The following is a 22453-nucleotide window of genomic DNA, read 5'->3' on the forward strand; positions in this document are numbered from 1 at the left end:
CGCGCCTCAAGATTACCGGGGGGCGGGCTGAAAAACGAGGGACGCTGGAAAACTTTTTTCTGCGCTTCGTTACCTACTCCATAGAAGCAATTACAATTATGGAGTGCCTTATGTCGCAACGCAATATCGATACCGTCATCTCTGAATTGGGCCGTTCAATCGGCTTGGCGGAGCTACGCCTGGATGATCGCAATTACTGCTACCTGTCATTTGACAGTCTAGGGGTGAACATGGAACTCGATAGCGGCGAAAAGGAAATGACCTTCTATTCAGCGCTACAGCAAGTTTCTCAAGCGCCGTCAGTTGAAACCATGACCATGCTGTTGAATGCCAATTTCTTGGGCCAGCATACAGGCGGCAAGACGCTGGGGTATAGCGTTGATGATAAAATCATCGCCCTGTCTCAAACCTTTAATATTGAACGCATCAACGGCACAGAATTTGAAACGCTGCTGTCTTCTTTCGTAGATGCGGCGATTTACTGGCGTGATGTGGTGGAAAAGTCAGGCAACGACAATGCGGCCGTCAGCGAGATGGAGCCGGGTTTTCAAGGGATCCGTGGATAGGGGAGTGTGACAGATGGCAATTTCATTAAACGACTTTAAAAATATTGCGGCGAACAATCCGCAAGCTGATGTGAAAATGCAGGGCAATGACGGTCTGTCTACCCGTGGAACATCATTCTTTGGCAAGGTTGCCAACTGGTTTCAGGCGACCTTTGCACCGGGGTCGGTCCGTCAGGAAAACGGCACAGTGATGCAGTCCTTCTGCAATGCGATTAAAGACCGTTATCCCGGCAAGTTGGGCGATTACGCCGCCAGTATCGTGCGCAATAGCCATGAAGGTGGGCAACCGTTGAAATCTCGCGAAATTTCACAAGTTTTGACATCGCTGGATGAACAGGTGAAAGAAATTCGTCAGGACAATCAGGACTTGGTTGCAAAATTCAGTAAGCCTGGAAATCCCGAATTTAACGCGATTTTCAGTCGTATTGCAACGGATTTGGGCTTGCCGACAGATCAGAGCAAATATGATCTGAGCCGTATTCAGGGTAAGGTTTCGGGCGCGACAATCCGTGATGTGGCTTCAAGCGAAAGCCGCCAGACGGAAAATGAAGTTAAAACTGCGGCTGAAACTGAAATTACAAAGCTGCTTCAATCACGTGTCGCTATGCTTGCTCATGTCGACACAATGGATATCAGTCAGGAGATGGCTACCAAGCTCGCTGAAATCGTACTGGAAAATACATCTGTCAAGACAACGGCGCATCTTGATGTGCTTGTAGCGGCGGCGACGACTGCAGGTGAGTTGATCAATTCGCTTAAGGATATGTCGGCGGGTGGGACCTCATTGCCGCTAATGCATGCTTTCACAAATACGCATTTTGATAATCTGGGCAGTATTCCGGGGGCTGATGACTGGGGTGCTGATCAGAATGTTGAATTCCGCGCCAATGTCTTTGACCTTGCTATGGTCGCACAAGGCTTGAACGAAGAGGAAGCAACCGCGGCTTATGAAGCGATCACGCCGAATTTGCAGCCTTTGATCAAACTCGCGGGCGCCGGCATGATGGGGGATCTTCATTTTGTCGAAAGCGATGAGGCTATGGCCCGCTTTGGCCGTCAGGAAGAGCAAGTCTACCTTTATGATATGCAAAGCACGGCTATGATGATGATGCATGTTTTATCCAAAGCGGCAGGGATTGATGAAGGTCGTTTCGGCAATGATATCGATCAGGAATATTATGGGCATTTGGGTGAAGTCCCGACTGAAATGATCCGCGATATGCGCGCTGTTGGCATGAATATTCGCGAGGAGAAAGCATTTAGTATCAACGTAAAGGATGACCTGACGTCTACTTACAATTCGGCTGATTTCTGGCCGATGGCTGAAGGTGATTTCAATGATAATGACATCAATAAACAGTTCACTGCCGATGTCGGGCGCGGTACTTTTATTTTGAACGGTCAAAATCTCTCGAATTTGGATAACCCACAAGCTGGTCTGTTGGATGGTTTGCGTAACGAAAATGGCTGGTTGGACGTCTTTGATGTACGTTTGTTAAGTTCTGTTGCCAACCAGACAGCTTTTGCACCGATCATGGAAGCACTTTACGATGATCTTCAGGCGGTTACAGGCAGCAGCGCAGTTGGCAAGCGCGTAATCTTTGATGTGACGCGCAATGAGGAAGGCGGCTTTGACGTCAAGTTCTTACAGCGGGAGCACTTGAACATGTTGATGTCTACTGTGCCGGGGAAACCGTCCAGTCAGGAACTCGACCCTGAAAAATCCTTTTTGCAGGTGGAAATGAATTTGCGGATTTCACGCGATGACGTGACCGATTTGCCGAAGGTCGTGATCTTGGATGATGAGCCTTCGTTCATTATGCAAACGGTTGAAGCCCAACCCTAAAAAGATAGAAAATGTGCTGCACTTTGTATGATTTGATGAAGTGCAGCATGGGCTTTTTAGTTTTTTTTGGTGATTAGGAAAAAGTCTGAAAACTTTTTAGTTGAGGATGTTACCTACCAAGATAAGGCGCTTTTGCGTCCGTACGCCTGTGCAATCACCGGATTGCGCAGTTTCTTTGGATTTTACTGCCCATAGGTGTTGAAACGCGATCATGTTTGGCCTGAAGATTATAGAAAAAAAGATAATGGCCGCAGTTGTCATGTTGGTGGTTTCGGTGTTGGTCATTGCGGTGGCCGTGCACGATAGCCACCGTAAAATTCAGGTGTCTCAGCTGATTTCACGCGGGGACCTGATTGCGGAGACGACGGCAGAGACCATCGAATATCTCCTGTCTGTTGGCGCCCCCTTGCACCTGTCCCACGATGCCCGCCGTATGGTCGATGTGGTTAACCGGGATCGTGCAGCAACCCGCAGTATCAGTATTTATGATGTTAATGGAAACGGGTTGTACAGCAGCGACTTTGCATTGATCGGTGAAAAAGGCGAACCGCGGATACAGCAGTTGCTAAAGGGGGAGACGCCAACGCAAGGTCAGCACCTTGATGTCTTGCGCGCCATCCATTCACCCTATGGGGAAATTGTCGGGGTGCTTGTCGTCAAAATGGATGAAGGCTATCTGACCAAAGTATCTGACTATACCACGCTTTTGTTTTGGTTGACCGGGATCGGGGTCGTTGTGTTTGGAGGGGGGCTGGCAACGGGACTTTTGTATCTGTTGACCGCGCGAGAGCGAAAGATCGTCCAAGAGACGGTCAGTTTGTTGGAGCAGGAGATGGATGATAAAGCCAAGCTGACACCATCACACCATGACCCATTCTTTAAGTTTAGCCAAAAGGTCTTTACGGACTTTGAGAACGCTCAACAAAAAATAAACGAACTGGATAAACTGGCGTGACACGTAAATCCCTTTCTCTCCTTCACCTCAAATTATTCTGCGCGCTTGTTCTGGCATTGTTTGTGCCTTTGGCGATCATTGGCAGTATGACCCTTGAAAATATGAAGAACACGCTGTCACAAGGGTTCTTGGAAAAAGCGCATATCCTGGAAAGCCGCATTTCGGAAGATTTGGAGCTGGCGGCTTCTGTGGGCATCCCGTTGGATAAACCAGCGGTGCAGCGGGATCTGGAAGAGTATTTCAATCACTTGCTCATGTCTCACGACGAGGTTGAGTTTGTCATCTTAAAAGGAATTGCAGAGCCTTTTCGCATCCACGCCGGCAGCACCCTGCAGGATGAAGTCGCTCATGTGGATTTTGGGGCGATGAAGGAGGATATGGTCAAAAATGTGGATGACTTTTTGATTATGTCGCGCACGTTGTCACACGACGGTGTGGATTTTGCCCGTCTGTTTTTGGGGGTGGAACTGTCCTATCCGCAAGAGGTGCTGATTGATGCGGGCAGCGGCGTTTTGTTTGCGGTGTTGGCGGTTGTTGTTTTGTTGTGGCATGTGGCAGCCATGGTTGCGGAACGATTGTATTTCGAGCCAAAATGGTTATTGGCCCGTCAAAAAGAAGATATGGTCGCCCAAAAGCCGAACTTTATTGTGGATGGTCCGTCCGGCGGTGAGTTTGGCTATGCGGTGCGATTGCAAAACTCCCTTTTTAAGAAAATGCGGGAGAGTTACCGCGAGATCGTACAGGACTTTGTCGAGGTGCGCGAAGCTGTTTTCGATCCCGATGTCGCCATAACCTTGGAGCAGGAACGTGCCAAATTTGTTGAGACTTTCGGCTTTTTGGAAAAGATGGGGCAAACCTCTGCAAAGGATCGCCGTCCGTCTACAGAACGTTACGTGTTGATGTGTCTGGGCGGGCTGGTCGGCAGCTTGATCGTACTCGTTTTTGCCGGTGGCGCAGAGCAACAGATGATAGCCAGTGGTTTTTCATGTGTGGTGTTGTTGGCCTATCTGCGCTCGTTTGAGGCAAAAAAGCAGCGCATGATCGCGACTAAAGGGACGCTTTGGTCTTTATGTGTCTTTGCAAGTGGTCTGGTGATCGCTTTATTGCTGGCCCAGTTTGCGGTGATTGAGGTCGTCTATGCCTTTGGCGCAATTGCTCTTGTTGGTTTGGTAGGCCATGTACTGCTGGCCCGTTTTGGAGGGAAGATCTAATGAATCTCCAGAACCGGATTATTATTATTGTTGCCTTGTCCTGCTTCATGATGCTGGGCGGTCTGTTTATCTATCTTGATAGCAGTCAGGACAGAGTGAATAAGCTGAATGAACAGATCATCCTTGATCTCCAGAAAAAAGTGCTGACTAAGACGGTGCATGATCGCCTTGATCAACATGTCAAATTTTTCGACGAACTGGAAACAAGCGATGGCGTGCCTTTGGAAAAGGATCAAGCGGCGTTTGAAATTTTAAATACCGAACTTGAAGTCCAGTTCAGTTCCACCGATGCGGTTGGGCCGCATTTGTCGCCTTTGCTACCTGATTGGGTGATCAAGCAGGTGTTGCAGGACGGTAATCCGTTTCACACCATTGGACGGGACCGTAAGGGCGCAGTGGCTGCCATTGGCCTTTATGCGCTAGAGGCGATCAATGAGTCTGAAAAGGAATTATTGAACGTTATTATCCCGATCTCAAATCTGGAACTGTTTTTGGAAACAGAAATGGAAGCGCAGATGATCCTGCTGGATAAGCAGGGCAACCGGGTCACGGGACGCGGTGATATTGCGGCGGTTTTGTCGGAAGCGATCAAGACAACGCCGACAGACAATTTTCGCAGCCCGGTCACGGGAAGCCATCGTCATTTTGATAGCTCTACGTTTACTTTGCGTGACTTGGGTGGGGGCGTCTTGGGGTATTTTTCTCTTCTGTTTGACGATACTGTCGAAGCGAAGAAAGGGGCTTTGGTCCATAACACGGCCTTGATGGGAATTATTGTTTTTATCGGCGTGTTGCTGTTGGGGCTTCGTAGTTATATCCGTCAGAATTTTGCTCGGCTTTATAATCTGATCAATATCCTGGATCGCCTGACCAAAGGTGAAAAAGTCTATTATGATATTCAGGCGCGTAAGGATGAAATCGGCGATCTTAGTAAGGCCGTCGATGATTTTAGAAAGAAAAACCGCGAGATCGTTCATCAACAAAAACGGCAGGAACGGTTTGGTGGTCGCCAGCAACGTTTTATCCGCCAACAGATGGAAAAGCTGGCAAACCGTCTCGGTAGTCCGTTCTCTGAAACCTTGATGGAAGAGCTGTCAGCGATTGAAACCGGTGCGCGCAAGAATAAGAAAAAGGGTGAACTGGGGATGCTGGCGGAAGGGTTTGAACATATGGCGACCCGTGTAGCCAACCAGTATGACGAAGTGAACAAGCTGGTTGCGGAGCTGCGTGAAGCCCTGATGCATAAAACCAAACTGGTTGCGCTAGAACAGGAATTGGATATCGCCCGGCAAATTCAGACGTCGGTGCTGCCCAGTGACCTTGTGGTCGACGGCGTGGTTGAATTACATGGCACCATGAAGGCGGCAAAAGAAGTCGGCGGTGATTTTTACGACTTTTTTGAAATCGATGAGGACCGCATCGGGGTTGTGGTTGCTGATGTATCGGGCAAAGGTGTGCCAGCGGCTTTCTTCATGCTGATTTCACGTACGCTTTTGAAATCAACTGCCATGTTCGGCTTGTCCCCTTCTCAGGTCCTGCATCGTTTGAATGATCTGTTGAGTGCGGAAAATGAACAGATGCTGTTCGTCACCATGATGTATGGCGAGATCAATGTGAAAACCGGTGAATTTAGATATGCCAATGCGGGCCACAATCCGGCCTACCTGTTGCGCAAAGGAGAGAGCCAGCCTGTAGAAATGCCGGATGGGATGGCACTTGCGGTGATGGAAGGGATGGACTTTGAAGAAGCCAGCCTGTCTTTGGGGCCGGATGACATGCTTGTCCTTTATACGGATGGTGTGACAGAGGCCTTTAATAATAAAGAAGAATTGTTTGGCGAAGACCGTTTGAAAAAAGCGCTAGACGGTTTCGTGGACAAAAATATTGCTGATTTACCAACAGGCCTTAGAAAATGCGTGGATGATTTTGCAGGTGAAGTACCGCAGGCAGATGACATCACAATCGTTGGCCTACGGTATCTGGGGCAGGGACAGCAGGGATCGTAAATGAGGGTGAAATGCAGCTTTATTTAAAGTTTTTGGTGATGACGATCACGGTGTTGACGCTGATGCTCACCCTGTTTGTCTTTATGAGTTACATGAAATATCAAAACATCTTGTCCGGTGTGGTGTCGTCACGCTTGATGGTTGTTGCCGGTTCCATTGAAAATGTGGTGGAGCATGCGACGTCCCTTGGCTTGAAATTTCAAGAGATTAACCAGCTGGAAAGCATGTTGGAAACCAGCAGCAAACTGGACGACGGTATTGAGGAAATTGCGGTTATCAACACAAATGGTCGTATCCTATATAGCTCGATTAAAGATCGGGTATCCCATCAAATGGAGGAGGTTCTGGTGCAGAATGTGTCATCGGAAACCAAATCCCAATGGACTGTCGAAGAAGACGACTATCTGTTGATTGGATTGAACCTGAAAAACGCGGTGGATCTGCCATTAGGCGGGGTGGTGATCAAATATTCCAAGGCGGAATACAATGTTGCGATATCTGATATTTTCCAGAAATTGACCTTTGGCGCCTTTATCACGCTTCTGTCTTTTGCGGTGCTTCTTAGTATTTTGATAAAGGTCAGTTTTTCGAAATTCCATCGTTTTTACAAATCGGTTTACAGCGAATTGAGGGAGCCTGACCTGCCGGCAAACGGCGGGCACGGCGCGACATATTTGAGTGACGATGTCAAAAAAGCTCGGGAAAACCAGTTGATTATTATGAAAGAACTCGAAGCCGCGCAAAACAGAATTTTGCCTTTGGGGAAAGGAGGTTCTCATGAATGATTTCAGTTCCTCCAACACTATTACGTCGGATATGAATCGTCGTTTGGTGTTTGTGACGATTTTGGTCGTTATTTTTGCCTCAATGGTCAGTACCCTTTACGCGTTGGTTGAAATCAACCAGTCTTTGCGCCCTGAGTTGGAACGAAAAGCCCATGTGACGGCAAATTCCATTCATGAAGACATGAATCGCGCCTTGGATGCAGGTATTCCATTTGAAAAGATTGCGGGTGTGAAATCCTATCTGGATGGCATCGTGTCCAAATATGACGAGTTTCTCTATATCTACGTCACAACCCCGCAGGATGAACTGGTCTTTAGAGGCGGCGATGAAGATTTTGTTTTTGATCCGGCCCTGTTGAAAAATGCGTCGCTTGGGGAGACGGAACGGGCAGGGCAAGAAGATGTGCTGGGCCATTTCAGCAATGGGTTTATGCAGTTGTTGTCCCTGACGCCGTTTTTTGGGGATCATCAACGCGATGTTCTGACCGCACCGATCGAACTGAAGTATGATGGGCAGGTCTATGGCAAGATTTACATCGGTCTGGACGGTTACTTCATTCGGGGGGAATTGACCAATGTGTTTTTTGACATCTTGATCATTCTTGTCACGGTGGTTCTGGTTTCATTTGAGTTTATTCTGGTCATGGTGATGATGAACGTCTCCCTGCCGATTTTCAAAGTGGAAGAAATTTTACGTAAGCAATCCAACAGCGATTTTGGCCGGATTTCCCATACCAAACGATGGGGGGACGAGATCAATAACCTGATTACTCTCTTGAACAATACGTCCGTTGATTTGCAGGAAAGGTACAAGCGTTTGCATGAACGCGTCTTTTCCAAAGATGCCGGGGCTGCGCGGGAGTTTGAAAAGCTGGGAAAACGGTTTAACTTGCAAGGAATGCTGATGTCATCGGGCAGTCAGGCAAGTGTTATTGATGCGCGTATTCCGTTGTTTGTGTTTTCCTTTGCGGAAGAATTGCAAAAGTCCTTTATGCCGCTGTATGTGGATGAGCTTTATCGCCCTGTCCTTGGATTGTCGCGCGATATGATCATCGGCTTGCCTATTGCGATCTTTATGTTTGTGATTGCGGCAATTACACCCTTCGCCGGCAGTTGGGCAGATAAGTTTGGCAACAAGCGTTTGTTCTTGTTCGGGTTATTTCCGGCCATTACGGGGTATATCGGGTGTGCGCTGGCAAATGATATTTATGACGTGCTGGTCTGGCGCAGTTCAACAGCCATCGGCTACGCGATCATCACCATTTCCTGTCAGGGCTATATCGCCGCTGTTGTTTCCAAGGAAAATCGCGCCAAGGGGATGGCGGTTTTTGTGGGCGTGTTGATGAGTGCGACCATGTGCGGTACGGCGATTGGTGGGATTATTGCGGATCGGATTGGTTATCACCCCGTGTTTTTCATCAGTGCTGTCTTTGCGGCCTGTGCGGGCCTGTTGGCATGGCGCATGTTGTCATCGGATGTACGCGATGAAAAGCAACAGGTAGCGACCGAGATCGGAGCGTCGAAAAAGCCCTCTGCGATGCGTGTCCTGATTAAAAATACCAGATTTGTTGCGCTTGTCGCGTTTTGTGCGATCCCGACAAAGATCGTTTTGACAGGCTTTTTCTATTACCTCATCCCGCTTTATTTGGTCAGTCTCGGCACTTCAACGGCTGAAACCGGACGGATTATGATGCTTTATTCTTTTATCATCATTCCGATCAGTCCGATTGCAGCCCGCTTTGTCGATCGCACGCAAAAGGTTAAGGAACTTGTGGTGTTCGGATCGCTCTTCTCCGGTCTGTTGCTGGTGGTCTTTTCTTATTACGAAACCGTGTGGGCGTTGGTGGCTGCTGTTGCGTTGCTTGGGGTCGCGCACGGCATCATCAAGGCACCGCTGATTGCCGCCGTCATGGAGGCTTGTGAGGACGAAAAAGACGTCGGGCGCACACAGGTTCTTGGTATTTTACGCACCTCTGAACGGGTGGGGTCGGTTATGGGACCGTTGCTGATTGGGGCATTGTTGTCCTTTACGAGTTATGCAGGTGCAATGGGCATGCTGGGTGGGTTGATCCTTGTGATCACGCTCGCCATGTTTTTCATTTTTAATAATTCCGCCGTCAAACAGACAGCAGAAGGGTAAGTAACTATGTTGAAACGAATTTTCTTTTCCCTTTTCCTCGGTATGGTCCTGACGTTGCCAAGTCTGGATGCGATGGCAAAGACCAAGCAGATTTATATGGTCGTCTGGCGCGGCTGTGAGGATGCTTGCCGTGGCTTTAAAGAATATTTTTCCGAACGTGGACTGGATGTGGAAATTACGGTACGAGACGCCAATAGAGATAAAGATGTTTTGGCTGATTTCGTGACAGAAGCGATGGAGATCAAGCCTGACCTTGTGGTGACATGGGGGACATCGACGTCGCGGGGGATGATTGGCCCCTACGATACCGAGACACCAGAAAAGTTTCTTTCCGGGATTCCCTCCTTGTTTATGATCGTTGCCGATCCTGTCGGAGCTAAGCTGATTCGCGAATATAGCAGCTCCGGACGGGAATTTGTCACCGGAACGCACAACCGAGTGCCCGAAGATGTGCAAATTCGGGCCATCCAAACTTACCTAAAAGCCGACCGGATCGGGTTGGCTTACAATAATGACGAATTGAACTCGGTGTTAAATGCGCAAAAACTGCAAAAATTGGCGGATGAGCTGGGGTTTGAGCTGGTTGCAAAGGCGGTAAGTGTTGATGAAAATGGACAGCCGGACAAGCAATCTTTAGTGACGATGGTTGATGAATTTAAAAAGGAAAAGGTCGATATCATTTATGTCGGCTCCAGCTCATTTATAACTTCTAATCGAGATATTTTTACGCAAGCGGCGCTAGATGCCCGTATTCCGGTGGCTGCGGGGAGCGAGATTTTTGTTCGTAATTCACATGCATTACTTGCAGTTGCGAACAGGTATTACAATATTGGGCAACTGGCTGGCCTTCAGGCCGAGCAGGTGATCTTCAAAGGTAAGAAGCCGATCGACGTAGAAGTGCGATCTTTGTCCAGATATTCCTTTATAATCAATATGGATACTGCTAGAAAGTTGGAAAAATTTCCCCCAATTCAATTGCTAAGGTTTGCGGATTTGGTGAATAAGTAACCTGGAATTAATCAAAGAATAAATCTGTAGATTATATAAGCGTAATGTTTGTATATCTTTACAAGTGTTGTGCGAAATTTTATACTTTCGCACAATAAAAAAATAGGCGTTCCTCGAAATCGGGCAGTTTCGTAACATATGTTGTGTGAGCAAAAGCATACTCAGGATGATTCAGCTTTAGTGAAAGCTGCAGCACTTGGCGATTCTGACGCGCTGGAGGTTTTGTTTATTCAAAATCGCGAAAAGCTGATCCGATTTGTGCAATCTAAAACAGGTGCACAGGACGAGGTGGAAGATCTGGTTCAGGAGACGTTTATCCAAGCGCAACTGAGTATCCAGAAATTTCAGGGGAATTCTAAATTCTCTACGTGGCTCATTGGGATATCGTACAATATTATTCGAAACTACCTGAGCCGTAGTGTCCACAAGAAGTATGATTTTGTCGGTGGTGAATATCTCGATCAAATTCAGGACACGCGTAAAACGCCGGAGCAGGAGAATAAGGCGAAAGAACTTATGACTTCTCTGAATGATGCGCTTGCCAATTTACCTAGCGATTCCAAAGATATGATCCTCTCCATTAGTGTGGACGGACAGACTTATGAAGAAGTGGCGCAACGTCACGGATGCTCTGTTTCAGCACTTAAAAGTAGAATTTTTCGCGTCAGGCAGGCGCTGCGCCAGCAAATGCAAGACCATTTGTAAAAATATTGAAATTTACGGCATATTTTTTAGAAACTTTCCTATATAAAGCGTTACTAAGAACAATGTATGGCCTCGAATTGTCATGCTTCGAGAAATAAAACAAATGGATGTCTATTTTGATCAATATCAATCATAGACCGCAGATAGTGCCGTCCAATACTCAGGACGTTGAGGGCTCGAATAACGTTGCTGCTTCCCAGAATGCGCAGGCGAAAAGTGTGTCTAAATCACCGCCGCCGGTTATGGAGAACGCAAACCTGCGCCCTTCGGGTGGTATTCCGACACAGGTCCGCGATGTCGTACCGCAACCGCTTGGCGCGTTTGACGCACAAGCCCTGAATGCTGCCTTGTCAAAGCTGGATGGGGCACCCCAGACGTCGTCGGTAGGCCAACCTGCACAAAATCCTGTCAACGTGGACGAGTTACTAGCCCCGTTTTTGTCGTTGCGGGAGCAAGTGGAAGGGGGGCAGGGTAATCCACAGCTTGTCAACTGGATGCGTGATCTGGATGTGAATACGGGGGATGTGTCCGCCCTGAATGCATCAGTGTTGCAAACTCCGTTGATGAAGGTGCTGGATGGTCCAAAACTCCAAGCTGCTTTTGACGAGCTGGCAGACAAAATGGCAGAGGCTTTGGAAGCCAAGGGGATGGACCCGCTAGAAGCAGGCGCTATTGCAATGGCGTCGTCTCAAATCCATATGACATCAATGCTGGTTGGCGCCGTGTTCGGTGTACCAGGTGGGGCTGATCTTCAGCAAGATATAGCGGATCAATTGAACGCCCTTGAAGGACGTCTTGCCGATCTCTTGCAAAACAAGGGTTGATGAACCGCCCATCTTTTTTCTTGGAATTTATTTCGCCTTTTAAGAAACCCATCGGCCTTTCTCGTTACATATAAACAACAGCAAAGCGTAAGTGATGATGATCCGGATCGCAAATTGTTGATGTTTATTAATTAGGTTAATGAGGAGACTGAATGTGTTGAATCAAGAAAGCGGAATGATTGACGAAAAGTGGGTTGCAGAAATAGATGAAGCCATCAAACAGGCTGAATCCACTGAAAAATCAACAGAGCATTTATTTCAGGAAATGGGTATCTCACGCACGCAGTTGGGTGAGGCGATTGAGCGCGCCCGCAGCGAAATGTCTGCGGATGAATTGAAGGCGGTTGAAGAAGAAAACCGCAAGATTGATGAAGCCGTGCAAGCTGAAGCTGATCGCATGGAAGCCCAAAACCGTTTCAACAAACCTGCAAAACGTTCCGCGCGTCGCGGTTCTCGCATGTCCGTTTAAGGGAAGGAAGTTAAGATGGTAGATGCAGTCGGAAGTTCAGGTATTGTATATGGCGCCTCCCAAAGTCAGGGTGACTTTGATGTGGGCACGTTGATGATGATGTTGTCGCTGGAACGTGCGGATAGTCTGGAAAGCCAGTTGAAAGATCAGGCCAATCAGATGAAAAACATCAATGACGAAATTAAAATGGCCAACCATTTTATGGCAGAAGCGCGCCGTTTGAAAGAGTCTGCCGGTGACGAGGTCAGCAACGAGTCAAGTGCGACACCGTTTAAGATGGCAGATGGGACAACCGTGACCATGACAGAATTCTTCAAGTCGCGCGGTGTGTCCAAAGATACGACGGGTAACGATACCAAGCATAACAAGGGCGAGTGGGATGTGAATATTGAACACATCAAAACCCACGCTGATAGCCTGAACAGTACGTCGCAGCTAGAAATGATCCGGTTGCAAAGTTTGATGAACAAACGCAATCAGGCTTTCGAAATGGCAAGTAACGTCATGAATAAGCTGTCCGGTGTCATGGATAAGATTATTGGCAACATGCGTTAAGTGTTGCCTAAGCTGAAATTGAAAATGGGAGGTCGAGAGAGATGAGCGATCCAATCGGTGGCCTGAGTGGCTCAGGAATAGTATATGGTGCGTCTCAAAGTCAGGGTGACTTTGATGTTGGGACGTTGATGATGATGTTGTCATTGGAACGTGCGGACAGTCTGGAAGGTCAGTTGAAAGATCAGGCCAATCAGATGAAGCAGGTCAATGAACAAATCAAAATGACCAATTTTTTCATGGCGGAAGCGCGTGGCATCAAGGATGAAGCCGGCACCTATTCCCAAGAAAAAGCCATGTACGATCATTTTATGGGGGAAGCGCAGGAGTTCCGTGGCAAGGTCGCGGGGGGCGGCTGGAACAAACATGGCGATACCGAACCCTTTACCATGCCAAATGGTGAAAAAGTCACCATGCAGGAATGGGCCGATAATCGCGGTATCTCTCTCAAGGACTGGGTTGATAATGGCGATGACATTCATCAGGCCGGGGAATGGGACATCCTGATCAAAAACTTTAAAGCTTATGGTGACGATCTTCAGCCGCCCTCGCCGCGGGAATTTACCATGGCAGATGGCACAACGGTTTCCATGGCGGATTGGGCGAAAGAAAATAACCTGCCCGTTGGTAATGGCATCTCCAAAGGGGAGTATGGTGTTAGCGAACAGGATTGGGATTCAGCCATTGAGCATATGAAAACCCATGCAGATGGTCTGAATAGCACATCTCAGTTGGAAATGATCCGTCTGCAAAGTTTGATGAACAAACGTAATCAAGCGTTTGAAATGAGCAGCAATATCATGAATAAACTGTCCGGTGTAATGGACAAAGTGATCAGCAACATGCGCTAGGCTGCGCGATTTATCCGCGCAAGCCTGTGCAAATATACGTGATTAAGGAAAGAACATGTCAGAAGTCGAATTGAACGAAGAAGAGTTGGGCCAAATCATTGATCAGTTGCTGAGTGGCGAAAAGACGCTTGGCGATATCCGTGGCCTGACGACACAGGAAATTGAGGCAATCTACACGGTTGCGTACAATCTGTTTGAAAATGCCAAATATCAGGATGCGTTGAAAGTGTTTGGTTTTTTGTGCCTCTATTCTCATCTGGACAAGCGCTTTTGGTTGGGTGCGGCAGCCTGTCATCAGCAACTTAAAAATTTCGCTGAAGCGGTTGATGCCTATTCCATGACTGCCGTTCTGGATGTGGAAGACCCGACCCCGTCTTTGCAGGCAGCCATGTGCTACTTGTCCATGGGCAATCTTGATAAGGCCGAAAGTGGTTGTGAATCTGCGATCCATTGGTCCGGTGAAAATGTTGCTCATGCGGCGACGAAAGCACGTGCAGAAGCTCTGTTGAGCGTTGTACGCGAGCAAAAGGGGGCATGATATGTCCGGTATTAATGTTAATAGTGGTGGGGGCGTCAATCCCAACCTGACAACACAATCTCTTGATGAAACCCAATCGGTCGAGCGGACGCAGGGACCAAAAGGCTCTGTTACTCAGGCGCAGGTGGCAACAACAATGCCGGGCGGGGCAGGGGCCAGCGGTTCTTTACCTAAATTGGCAGAACCCGGTATGACGGGTGATCAGGCCGCGCTGCTTCTGTTGGAAATTCGCAGCAAATTGAGCGAAGAAACCATCAATACCTCTAAAGAATCAATCGAAGCGGATAAGTCTAAAAAAGAAGACCAGCACGCTGAAGCCATCAAAAAGCTGGAAGAAGCAGCCAAGTCTGCCGAAAAAGCTGAGAAAGCCGGTGTCTTTGGTAAAGTCTTTGGCTGGATCGCAACGGCGGCTTTGGCGATTGCAGGGGCGGCCTTGATTGCGACAGGTGGCGGTGCGGCCGCTGGCGGGATTATGTTGGCGTTGGCGGTGGATAGTGCATTACGCATGTCCGGTGCCTACGAAGCATTGGGCAACGCCGTCGGCGGCGATGTTGGCGAGGTGATGAAAGGGGGCGTTGTTGGTGGCTTGACCACAGGCATTGCAAAAGGTCTGGAAGCCTTGGGCATGGATGAAACAGCGGCCAATATTGTGGCTGGTATTGCGATTACGGTCGTGATCGTCGCGGTCACATGGGGCGCGGGTAGCGGCGGTGCGGTTACGAACGCAACGGCGCAAGCTACAGCGCAGGCAACGCAAGCAGCAGCAAAAGCTGCGCAGGTTGCGGGCACAATCGCTAAAGCGTCCAGCATGGTTTCGGCAGCGTCTACCATCGGGGGATCTGTTTCCAGTATGGCAAAGGCGTCTTATGAGAAAGATGCGACAGACTCGCGTGCAGAACATCTCAAGCTTCAGGCAATGATCGCTAAGATGCAAAGCCAAATGGAAGAAGAGACCGACCGCATCAAGAAAGTGGTTGAGGAACTGGAAGAGTCAGTTTCGACCGTAATGGATATTTTGTCCAGTCAGGACAGTTCAACGGGTCAGCTTGTTGGCCAGATGAACAAAGCGTAAGGAAGGACAGAACATGACGGATGTATCGTTTAATAATCTCTCCCCACGGGTGGTTTCAGATTTCCAAAACTACGCGACTTCGCCAGAAGCGCAGGAAAAAAATCTAAATATCCGTATTGAAAATGGCGTTGTCATTATCCCATCAAATAGCCTGGATAAACTGCCGCCAAATCTTTTGGCTGCTGCCGGGGTGTCTTTGCCGACACCGGGGCAGGTTACGCCAGAAGCGCTGACAGCAGCGCAAGGGGCGATGACCAAGATGGGCCAGACCTCACCGACGGATATGGCGGCTTTGTTTGTCTTGATGCACCAATTGGGCATTGAACAACGCGAAGCTGGCAAGGAAATGCGCCTGGCGGCCTTGGAAGGCCGTATGGGTGAAATCGATAAACAGGTTTCCGACATGAAAGAGGCTGCTATGATGCGCTTTGTCGGGGCGATGGTCAGTGGGGCTGTGTCCATTGGCATGAGTGTGGCGAGTATGGCCTCAACAGCGAAGTCCATCAAGTCGGATATGGCGGCAGGCAAGGCGCAAGCCAAGTTTGAGAAGCTGAACGATGCTGGCGCGGGGAACTCTGCTATTGCCAAGGGCTATAAGGCCGATGCCGCAAGCTTTGGAGCATCGGCAAAACAAGCTGGCAATACGGGCCAAGTGCTGCAAGGGGCAACACAAGGCGTCAGCCAGATGGCGAATGCACCGTTTGAATTGACGGCCTCCGGCAGTGATACTGATGCGAAGTTGCATGAAAAAGAGGCTGAAAAGCTTCAGCACTCCATGCAGGAAATGAACGAGTTTGCCAACTCCGTCAAAGATATGATGGCGGATATTCGCTCCAAGCTCGCAGCATTGGAACAAGCAAACGCCGACTCTATGCGCACGATCATGCGTGCCTAAAAGTCATGATTTCGCCAAGGGCTTTCCACTTATCGGGAGGGCCTTTGGCGGAATTCGTTTTTGATTTTTACGACGATAAACCTCGACATTCAGGCGCATTTTGCGGGCCACCCATTCGACGCCACCGGTTTCACCGCCCAAAAACTTGTAATATTTAAGGATCCGGTCCTGTCCTAACCCCCGCGGCAGGTTTTCTTCGCGCTCCAGCGGATGAACCGCCCCACTGATGGTGGTTAGATTGAACTTCGGGTCAGATAGAAAGTTCAAAAACCAGACGAATTCGGCAAAGGGATTTCTTATTCCCTGTTGCACGGCAGATTGGCGATATTCCACGATTGTGACTTCATTGTCATTAACCCAGCGATAGACAAAGCTTGCATTGTTGACTTCAAAGCACCAACCCAGCGGCGCGCTGTGGGGGGAAAGCTTAAAGGGGGTTACCTGAAGACCGAGATCTTCCAGTGTCACTTTAATTGGATCGTTAATAAGCAGTCGCGCGGTCATGGCGATATCCTGTCATTTTTGCTGATGAAAATATTAAAGATTACTTTCTGTGAAACCAAAAGGTTTTTAGCGTTACTTATATAGAATGACAGCGCGACCATGAGGGAGAAGTCTTTTGAATATTGCTGAGAAAACTGAAAACGGCGTCAAAGTCCTGATGTTATCAGGCCGGATCGATGGGCAAACCGCTGGAGACGTGGAAGCTGCGGCGATCGGGTTGTTTGATAGTGAAGAAAAACTGGTTCTGGACCTCAGCGATGTGGCTTTTGTATCCAGTGCGGGGCTTCGCGTTATTTTGATCGGGGCGAAGAAAATGACCGCACGCAAGGCAGCCTATGGCCTGTGTGGCGTTAAGCCGGAGGTGATGGAGGTTTTCCAGATGTCGGGCTTTAACAAGATCCTGACATTTTATGATGATCAGGCTGCTGCGATGGGTGCTCTAGGCAGTTAATCCATGACGTTTTCCATGACACACAGGTTTGAAGCCCGGACAGATCACTTGAAACAGGTGATGGATGAAGTCGAAGTGTCCGTCCAGAAAGGGGAACTTTCCGGCGCGCTTGGACAGAATGTCATGCTGTGTCTGGATGAGTTGCTCACCAATATTATCAAATATGGCGAAAATGAAAAAGGCAGCGTCAGCGTGGAATTGGACGTGCGCGAAGAGGGCAAAAAGCTGAAAGTTTTTATTAAAGACGACGGCCCCGCCTTTAACCCTTTTGAAGAAGTCAAAGAGCCTGATATCGACGCGGATCTGGAAGATCGGATGATCGGTGGACTGGGTGTGTATTTTGTTAAGCAACTTAGTGAGAGTTATTGTTACTCATATATAGGACGGCACAATGTCGTCGCGTTGAGTTTTGATTTGCAATGAATGTTGAAGGATAAGATGTCTAAGGCAGCAGAGGTAATCGGGAATTATTGCGCACATTTGGGAGAACCGGTCCCTGAGCAAAAAGAGGGCGGCTGGACCTTTCCGTTTGATGCAAATCTGGTCGTAAAATTTACGCCGCAGCAGGATAACCGCCTGATGATGAGCATGAAACTCTTAGGTAGCGACAAAGATGTGTCGGAACAGGAACGCCACGAAACCCTGTTAAAGGTTTCAAGCGCCATTCAGGATCAGGTGACGACAACGATTACGCATGATCTGGAAACGGGAGAGGACTTTCTGTTTCAGATGATCGATATCGACGGTGTGCCGGCGGTACAGATCAACGAAGTGATCGACCAGACCGTCGATGACTTTGAATATGTTTCTGAAATTATTTCGAAAATTTAAGTTCTAAAATAGAAAACGGGCCCAATATAAAATGGATAATATTTCGACAGACGATCTTAAAGTGTTGATGGAAGCAGGCTTTCTGGCGGCCAATGGTGGCATGACAAAGCAGGCACAAACGATTTTTGAGGGTGTGTTAGCGGTACGCCCTGAGTCAGAATATGCCTATATCGGGCAAGCTGTTACACTTTTAACCTCGGAAAAGCATGACGAGGCCATCAAGGTTTTACGTGATGATGCGTTGCGGATTAATCCGGATTGCCTGCAAGCCAAGATGATTTTGGCAATGACGCTAAAGCTTGCCGGACGCGGTGGTGAATGTGATCGCGTTGTTGATCAATTGCACCGCAGCGGTGACAGTGCCGCGAAAGAATTTGCAAACGCATTGTTTGCATAAGTTCAATAGTCGTCTTTCATTCCTTCGTTAAAGGAGACGTTACATGGTAGATATCTCGAATGTGCAGCAGATGCTGCAAAAAGTCACAGAAAAAGCCAGCGAGCAGCAGACACAATCCGGTGGCATGGATGCCAACCAGCAGGATGTCGACTCCTTTAAAAATGCAATGAACGGCGGGCAGCAGAATCAGGGGGCGCAAGGTGTTGACCAGGCGCAGCAAACCCAGGCGCCAGAACGTCCCGGCCAGGTTGATCAGACCGGAGAGACGACCATGGGGACCAAAATTCTGGATAACCTGCAAAACACCAATGCCAAATATAAAGAGGTTATGGCGCAGGCTGAACAGGCTTTGGGCGGTGCCAGTGGTGATTTGTCTGCCAAGGAAATGATGAACCTGCAAATGAAACTGCAACAAGTGCAACTTCAACAGGACTTGATGGGTAAAGTGGCCTCCAAGACCAGTCAGAACGTGGACACCCTGCTTAAAGGCCAATAAAGAAAAAGCGAATGAAGCGATTTAATTTTGTAAAAGTAGCCCTGTTTTTGGTTGCCCTAGGGGTTTTAAGTGGGTGTAAAGTTGATCTTTATACCGGTGTGTCGCAAAAAGAAGGCAACGAGATGCTGGCCATCTTGTTGCGCGCGGGCCTTGAGGCGGAGAAACGGCCGGCAAAAGATGGCGCCATTGACATCCTGATTGAAGAGACGCAGCAGGATCAGGCGATTGAGTTGCTGTTAGGCCGTGGCTTGCCGCGCAATGAGGTGTCTGATCTTGGTGATATCTTTAAAAAAGATGGTTTGATTTCAACGCCCACTGAGGAAAATGCCCGCCTTGTTTATGCGATTTCACAGGAATTGACGGGCACGATCTCTCAACTGGATGGGGCGATTGCCGTTCGGGTGCATGTGGTTTTGCCGGATAAAAAAGAAAAGACGGTTAAGCCCGCTTCCGCTGCTGTCTTTATCAAGCACCAGCAGGATTATGATTTTAGTTCCTACATTCCGCAAATTAAGGAAATGGTCGCCAATAGTGTTGCAGAGTTGGATTACAAAAAAATATCGGTGGTCCTGTTTCCTTCTAAGGGCATGATCCCAGTTCGTAAAAAGCAACCTTCCGATGGATTTATGGCGGAACTGACGGGCGACAACCCGGCGCTGGTCTATGGGCTGTTTGCGCTGGCGTTGCTGTTTGCAATTGCGACAGGCGTTCTGGGGTATCTCTACCTCAAGAAAAACCGTCAGGAAGGGGAAGCACCTGAAGCCAGTGAGGCATAAGGATGGAGGAAACAGAGTTTAGTCGTCGTCTACATGCTTTGACCTTTTTTCCCAGCGGATACTGTGATGCCAGTTGGCGAGAACAGGTGATCGCGCACGGCTTGTTTGAAAAACTCAAAGAGTGCCCGCGCACCAAGGGACGATTGGAAAGTTATCTCTGTCAGGCCTTCGAGCTTCCTGCCTTTATCCTGACACCAGATATCGGGTGGCAGGAAAAACTATGTCTGATGGATGCGCCAGCGTTATTGAGCGTCCTAAAACGGCTGTCCTTGATATATTACAGCAAGGATATCGCCAGCCGGATTTCTGGTGATGAGGTGCGTCAAATTCGTCAGGTGCTGGGGGAGGAGGATTATCTGTTTTGTCTCCATCAAGCACCGTTGATGCTGTCGCCAGAAGAGAATGTGCGGGTTTTTGATCCCACGTTTGGTGCGGATGAATATGTGCGTGGTGGCGTACAACGCCTAAGCGCGATCTGGCAGAAACTGGACTCCGCCTTTTTAAAGCGGATCATGCTGAAATTACCTCGAGACTATCAGGATGATTTTCAGGAGAGTGATTTTAATCTGTCCGAGGACGAGGCAAAACGGCTTTTACAGCGGATCATTCGGGAGACTTGCCCATCATGGCGCGTTATATTCAATTAAATACAGACAAGCTTGCCGCAGTCGAAGATCAGAAAATTCTGAAGGCATCGGACTATGCCACGCTTTTGGAAGCAAATGCTGTCCTTGATGCGGCAAAGGCCGAAGCGGAACAAATCCGCAAAGAGGCAGAGAGCCTCTATGAAAGTGAAAAACAGCGCGGCTATGAAGATGGTCTGTTTGAAGCAAAAATGGAAATGACCGAGCAAATGATCACGACGGTGGAGCAAACCGTGGAGTATCTGGCCTCGGTGGAGCAGGACATCGTCAACATCGTCACGGAAGCGCTTGAAAAAGTGGTCACCGGGATTGATGCTCATGACCTGATCGTCAAGGTCGTGCGCAATGCTTTACAAGTGGTGCGTAGTGAAAAGAAAGTCAGCGTGCGCGTTGCTCCGCAAAATGTTGAAGTCCTGAACGATAAGCTCAATGAAATATTGGCGCTGTATCCGGCGATCCTTGAGTTGCAGGTCCAGCCAGACAGCCGCCTGAACGATCAAGGCTGTATCATTGAAAGCCCGATCGGGATCGTGGATGCGAGTTTAGATGGTCAGTTGGATGCGCTGAAAATGGCCTTCCAGAAAGCAATCGGCGATAAGGTGGAAACGTGAAACGGCTGGATTACATCAAACAGTCTTTAAAGGCGGTCGTCAAAGACGTTCAGCCCTTACGCGTGACCGGACGGGTCTTGCAGGTGCAAGGCACCATCATCAAAGCCGTCGTGCCGTCCATCAAGCTGGGGGAATTGTGTATCCTGCGCAATCCGGGCGAAGATTTTGAGTTGCGGGCTGAGGTTGTCGGCTTTTCCCAAGATGCCGCGCTGTTGACCCCGATTGGGGAAATGAACGGGATTTCAACGGTCACGGAAGTGATCCCCACGGGTAAAATGCATCTGGTCGGGGTTGGCCCCGGCTTGTTGGGTCGCGTGCTCAACGGGATGGGGGAACCGTTGGATACCCATTCCAAAGGTCCGTTGAAGGTGGAAGAATATTATCCGGTCTATCAGGACGCCCCGGACCCGTTGAGCCGCCAGATTATCTCAAAGCCCCTCGCGTTGGGGGTACGGGTGCTGGACTCGATCCTCACCTGTGGGGAAGGGCAACGTATGGGGATTTTTGCCGCGGCCGGTGGGGGGAAAAGTACCCTCATGGCCATGCTGGTGAAAAGTGCCGATGTGGATGTGACCGTCATGGCCCTGATTGGGGAACGCGGGCGGGAGGTCCGGGAATTTATTGAACATGACCTTGGGCCGGAAGGGATGAAAAAATCCATCCTGATCTGCGCGACCTCCGATAAATCGTCGATGGAACGTGCCAAAGCGGCTTATGTGGCGACCAGTATTGCTGAATATTTCCGTGATCAGGGCAAGAAAGTTTTGTTTTTGATGGACTCCGTGACCCGATTTGGACGCGCGCAGCGTGAAATTGGCCTGTCAGCGGGTGAACCACCGACCCGTCGGGGCTACCCGCCGTCTGTGTTTGCGACCTTGCCGCGCTTGATGGAACGGGTGGGGATGAATGATAAAGGATCGATCACTGCGCTTTACACCGTTTTGGTGGAAGGCGATGATATGAACGAGCCGATTGCGGATGAAACCCGGTCTATCCTTGATGGGCACATCATCCTGTCGCGTAAGATGGCAAAAGCCTATCGATATCCGGCAGTGGACGTGTTGGCAAGTGCCTCACGGGTGATGAATGCGATTACCACCAAAGAACATCAGGCCAAGGCCGGTCGGGTACGTGAGCTGCTGGCAAAATATGAAGAGGTCGAGCTGCTGGTGCGCATCGGGGAATATCAGAAAGGGGCCGATCGGGTCGCTGATGAAGCTTTGGAGAAATACGACGCGATTGTCACCTTCCTGAAGCAGAGGACGGACGAGCAAGCGGATTATGATGAAACCATCGCCCAGTTGATGAACCTTGTGTGAT

Annotated in this window: 26 protein-coding genes; 25 read left to right on the plus strand and 1 reads right to left on the minus strand. The window is 49.0% G+C overall.

The genetic code is table 11. The annotated features are described in order from the left end of the window. Positions 1-110 precede the first annotated feature (110 nt). The 16 genes from Q397_RS0113295 to sctB all read left to right on the plus strand — a co-directional run bounded on the left by Q397_RS0113295 (position 111) and on the right by sctB (position 16423). Positions 111-566, plus strand: a complete 456-nt coding sequence (locus tag Q397_RS0113295; RefSeq protein ID WP_028879834.1) for a type III secretion system chaperone — start codon at positions 111-113, stop codon at positions 564-566. Between the two features lie 13 nt (positions 567-579). Beyond that, a complete protein-coding gene (locus tag Q397_RS0113300) occupies positions 580-2412 on the plus strand; it encodes a hypothetical protein (RefSeq protein WP_028879835.1) in 1833 nt (610 codons plus the stop codon). Positions 2413-2656: 244 nt separating this feature from the next. Beyond that, on the plus strand, positions 2657-3367 hold the full coding sequence (locus Q397_RS0113310) for a hypothetical protein (protein ID WP_156950722.1): 711 nt from the start codon (positions 2657-2659) through the stop codon (positions 3365-3367). Beyond that, a complete protein-coding gene (locus Q397_RS0113315) occupies positions 3364-4578 on the plus strand; it encodes a hypothetical protein (protein ID WP_028879837.1) in 1215 nt (404 codons plus the stop codon). Before Q397_RS0113310 ends, Q397_RS0113315 begins: the two co-directional genes overlap by 4 nt. After that, entirely contained in the window at positions 4578-6584 is a 2007-nt protein-coding gene (locus tag Q397_RS24245) for a SpoIIE family protein phosphatase (protein ID WP_051610013.1), read from the plus strand. The genes Q397_RS0113315 and Q397_RS24245 overlap by 1 nt, the downstream gene beginning before the upstream one ends. Positions 6585-6595: 11 nt before the next feature. After that, positions 6596-7369 (plus strand): hypothetical protein, encoded by a 774-nt coding sequence (locus Q397_RS0113325; protein ID WP_028879838.1) that lies wholly within the window; start codon positions 6596-6598, stop codon positions 7367-7369. Further along, positions 7362-9509, plus strand: a complete 2148-nt coding sequence (locus Q397_RS22530; RefSeq protein ID WP_051610014.1) for an MFS transporter — start codon at positions 7362-7364, stop codon at positions 9507-9509. The genes Q397_RS0113325 and Q397_RS22530 overlap by 8 nt, the downstream gene beginning before the upstream one ends. A 6-nt stretch (positions 9510-9515) precedes the next feature. Next, positions 9516-10517, plus strand: coding sequence for an ABC transporter substrate-binding protein (locus Q397_RS0113335; protein WP_038013949.1), 1002 nt, complete (start codon positions 9516-9518; stop codon positions 10515-10517). A 180-nt stretch (positions 10518-10697) separates the two neighbouring features. Next, positions 10698-11222, plus strand: a complete 525-nt coding sequence (locus Q397_RS0113340) for an RNA polymerase sigma factor (protein WP_169737999.1) — start codon at positions 10698-10700, stop codon at positions 11220-11222. 218 nt (positions 11223-11440) lie between these two features. After that, positions 11441-12046: a hypothetical protein gene (locus Q397_RS0113345; protein WP_156950723.1), complete on the plus strand. Its 606-nt coding sequence runs from the start codon at positions 11441-11443 to the stop codon at positions 12044-12046. Between the two features lie 154 nt (positions 12047-12200). Next, positions 12201-12515: a hypothetical protein gene (locus tag Q397_RS0113350; RefSeq protein WP_028879842.1), complete on the plus strand. Its 315-nt coding sequence runs from the start codon at positions 12201-12203 to the stop codon at positions 12513-12515. A gap of 15 nt (positions 12516-12530) precedes the next feature. Beyond that, entirely contained in the window at positions 12531-13070 is a 540-nt protein-coding gene (locus Q397_RS0113355) for a hypothetical protein (RefSeq protein WP_028879843.1), read from the plus strand. A gap of 41 nt (positions 13071-13111) precedes the next feature. Beyond that, a complete protein-coding gene (locus Q397_RS24250) occupies positions 13112-13918 on the plus strand; it encodes a hypothetical protein (protein ID WP_156950724.1) in 807 nt (268 codons plus the stop codon). Positions 13919-13973: 55 nt separating this feature from the next. Beyond that, on the plus strand, positions 13974-14456 hold the full coding sequence (locus Q397_RS0113365; protein ID WP_038013953.1) for a SycD/LcrH family type III secretion system chaperone: 483 nt from the start codon (positions 13974-13976) through the stop codon (positions 14454-14456). 1 nt (position 14457) lies between these two features. After that, positions 14458-15528, plus strand: coding sequence for a type III secretion system translocon subunit SseC family protein (sctE, locus tag Q397_RS0113370; RefSeq protein WP_028879846.1), 1071 nt, complete (start codon positions 14458-14460; stop codon positions 15526-15528). 13 nt (positions 15529-15541) lie between these two features. Continuing rightward, the gene (sctB, locus tag Q397_RS0113375) at positions 15542-16423 is read left to right on the plus strand and encodes a type III secretion system translocon subunit SctB (protein WP_028879847.1); all 882 of its coding nucleotides are present in this window, start codon (positions 15542-15544) and stop codon (positions 16421-16423) included. Between the two features lie 3 nt (positions 16424-16426). Here the strand turns inward: sctB and Q397_RS0113380 are convergent, their stop codons facing one another. Continuing rightward, positions 16427-16927 (minus strand): hypothetical protein, encoded by a 501-nt coding sequence (locus Q397_RS0113380; protein ID WP_028879848.1) that lies wholly within the window; start codon positions 16925-16927, stop codon positions 16427-16429. A 115-nt stretch (positions 16928-17042) separates the two neighbouring features. On the opposite strand from Q397_RS0113380, the gene Q397_RS0113385 reads away from it, so the two are divergent. From Q397_RS0113385 to sctN, 9 genes are read left to right on the plus strand one after another with little or no spacing between them, the layout of a single operon-like run. Beyond that, positions 17043-17378, plus strand: a complete 336-nt coding sequence (locus Q397_RS0113385; protein WP_028879849.1) for an STAS domain-containing protein — start codon at positions 17043-17045, stop codon at positions 17376-17378. Positions 17379-17381: 3 nt separating this feature from the next. Next, complete coding sequence (locus Q397_RS24255) at positions 17382-17801, plus strand: ATP-binding protein (RefSeq protein ID WP_051610015.1); 420 nt, start codon at positions 17382-17384, stop codon at positions 17799-17801. A gap of 15 nt (positions 17802-17816) precedes the next feature. After that, positions 17817-18209 carry a CesT family type III secretion system chaperone gene (locus tag Q397_RS0113395; protein ID WP_028879850.1) on the plus strand — a complete coding sequence of 131 codons (393 nt, stop codon included), beginning with the start codon at positions 17817-17819 and terminating at the stop codon, positions 18207-18209. Between the two features lie 31 nt (positions 18210-18240). Further along, positions 18241-18606 carry a tetratricopeptide repeat protein gene (locus Q397_RS0113400; protein WP_028879851.1) on the plus strand — a complete coding sequence of 122 codons (366 nt, stop codon included), beginning with the start codon at positions 18241-18243 and terminating at the stop codon, positions 18604-18606. A gap of 43 nt (positions 18607-18649) precedes the next feature. Further along, complete coding sequence (gene sctI / locus Q397_RS24260) at positions 18650-19102, plus strand: type III secretion system inner rod subunit SctI (RefSeq protein ID WP_051610016.1); 453 nt, start codon at positions 18650-18652, stop codon at positions 19100-19102. A gap of 11 nt (positions 19103-19113) precedes the next feature. Then, the gene (gene sctJ, locus Q397_RS22550; RefSeq protein WP_051610017.1) at positions 19114-19878 is read left to right on the plus strand and encodes a type III secretion system inner membrane ring lipoprotein SctJ; all 765 of its coding nucleotides are present in this window, start codon (positions 19114-19116) and stop codon (positions 19876-19878) included. A gap of 2 nt (positions 19879-19880) precedes the next feature. Next, positions 19881-20525, plus strand: coding sequence for a SctK family type III secretion system sorting platform protein (locus Q397_RS0113415; protein ID WP_028879852.1), 645 nt, complete (start codon positions 19881-19883; stop codon positions 20523-20525). Then, on the plus strand, positions 20504-21133 hold the full coding sequence (locus Q397_RS22555) for an HrpE/YscL family type III secretion apparatus protein (protein WP_051610018.1): 630 nt from the start codon (positions 20504-20506) through the stop codon (positions 21131-21133). The genes Q397_RS0113415 and Q397_RS22555 overlap by 22 nt, the downstream gene beginning before the upstream one ends. Beyond that, positions 21130-22452, plus strand: a complete 1323-nt coding sequence (sctN, locus tag Q397_RS0113425) for a type III secretion system ATPase SctN (protein ID WP_028879853.1) — start codon at positions 21130-21132, stop codon at positions 22450-22452. Before Q397_RS22555 ends, sctN begins: the two co-directional genes overlap by 4 nt. Position 22453 lies beyond the last annotated feature (1 nt).

It is taken from the genome of Terasakiella pusilla DSM 6293 (genome assembly GCF_000688235.1).
GTDB classification, from domain to species: Bacteria; Pseudomonadota; Alphaproteobacteria; order Rhodospirillales; family Terasakiellaceae; genus Terasakiella; species Terasakiella pusilla.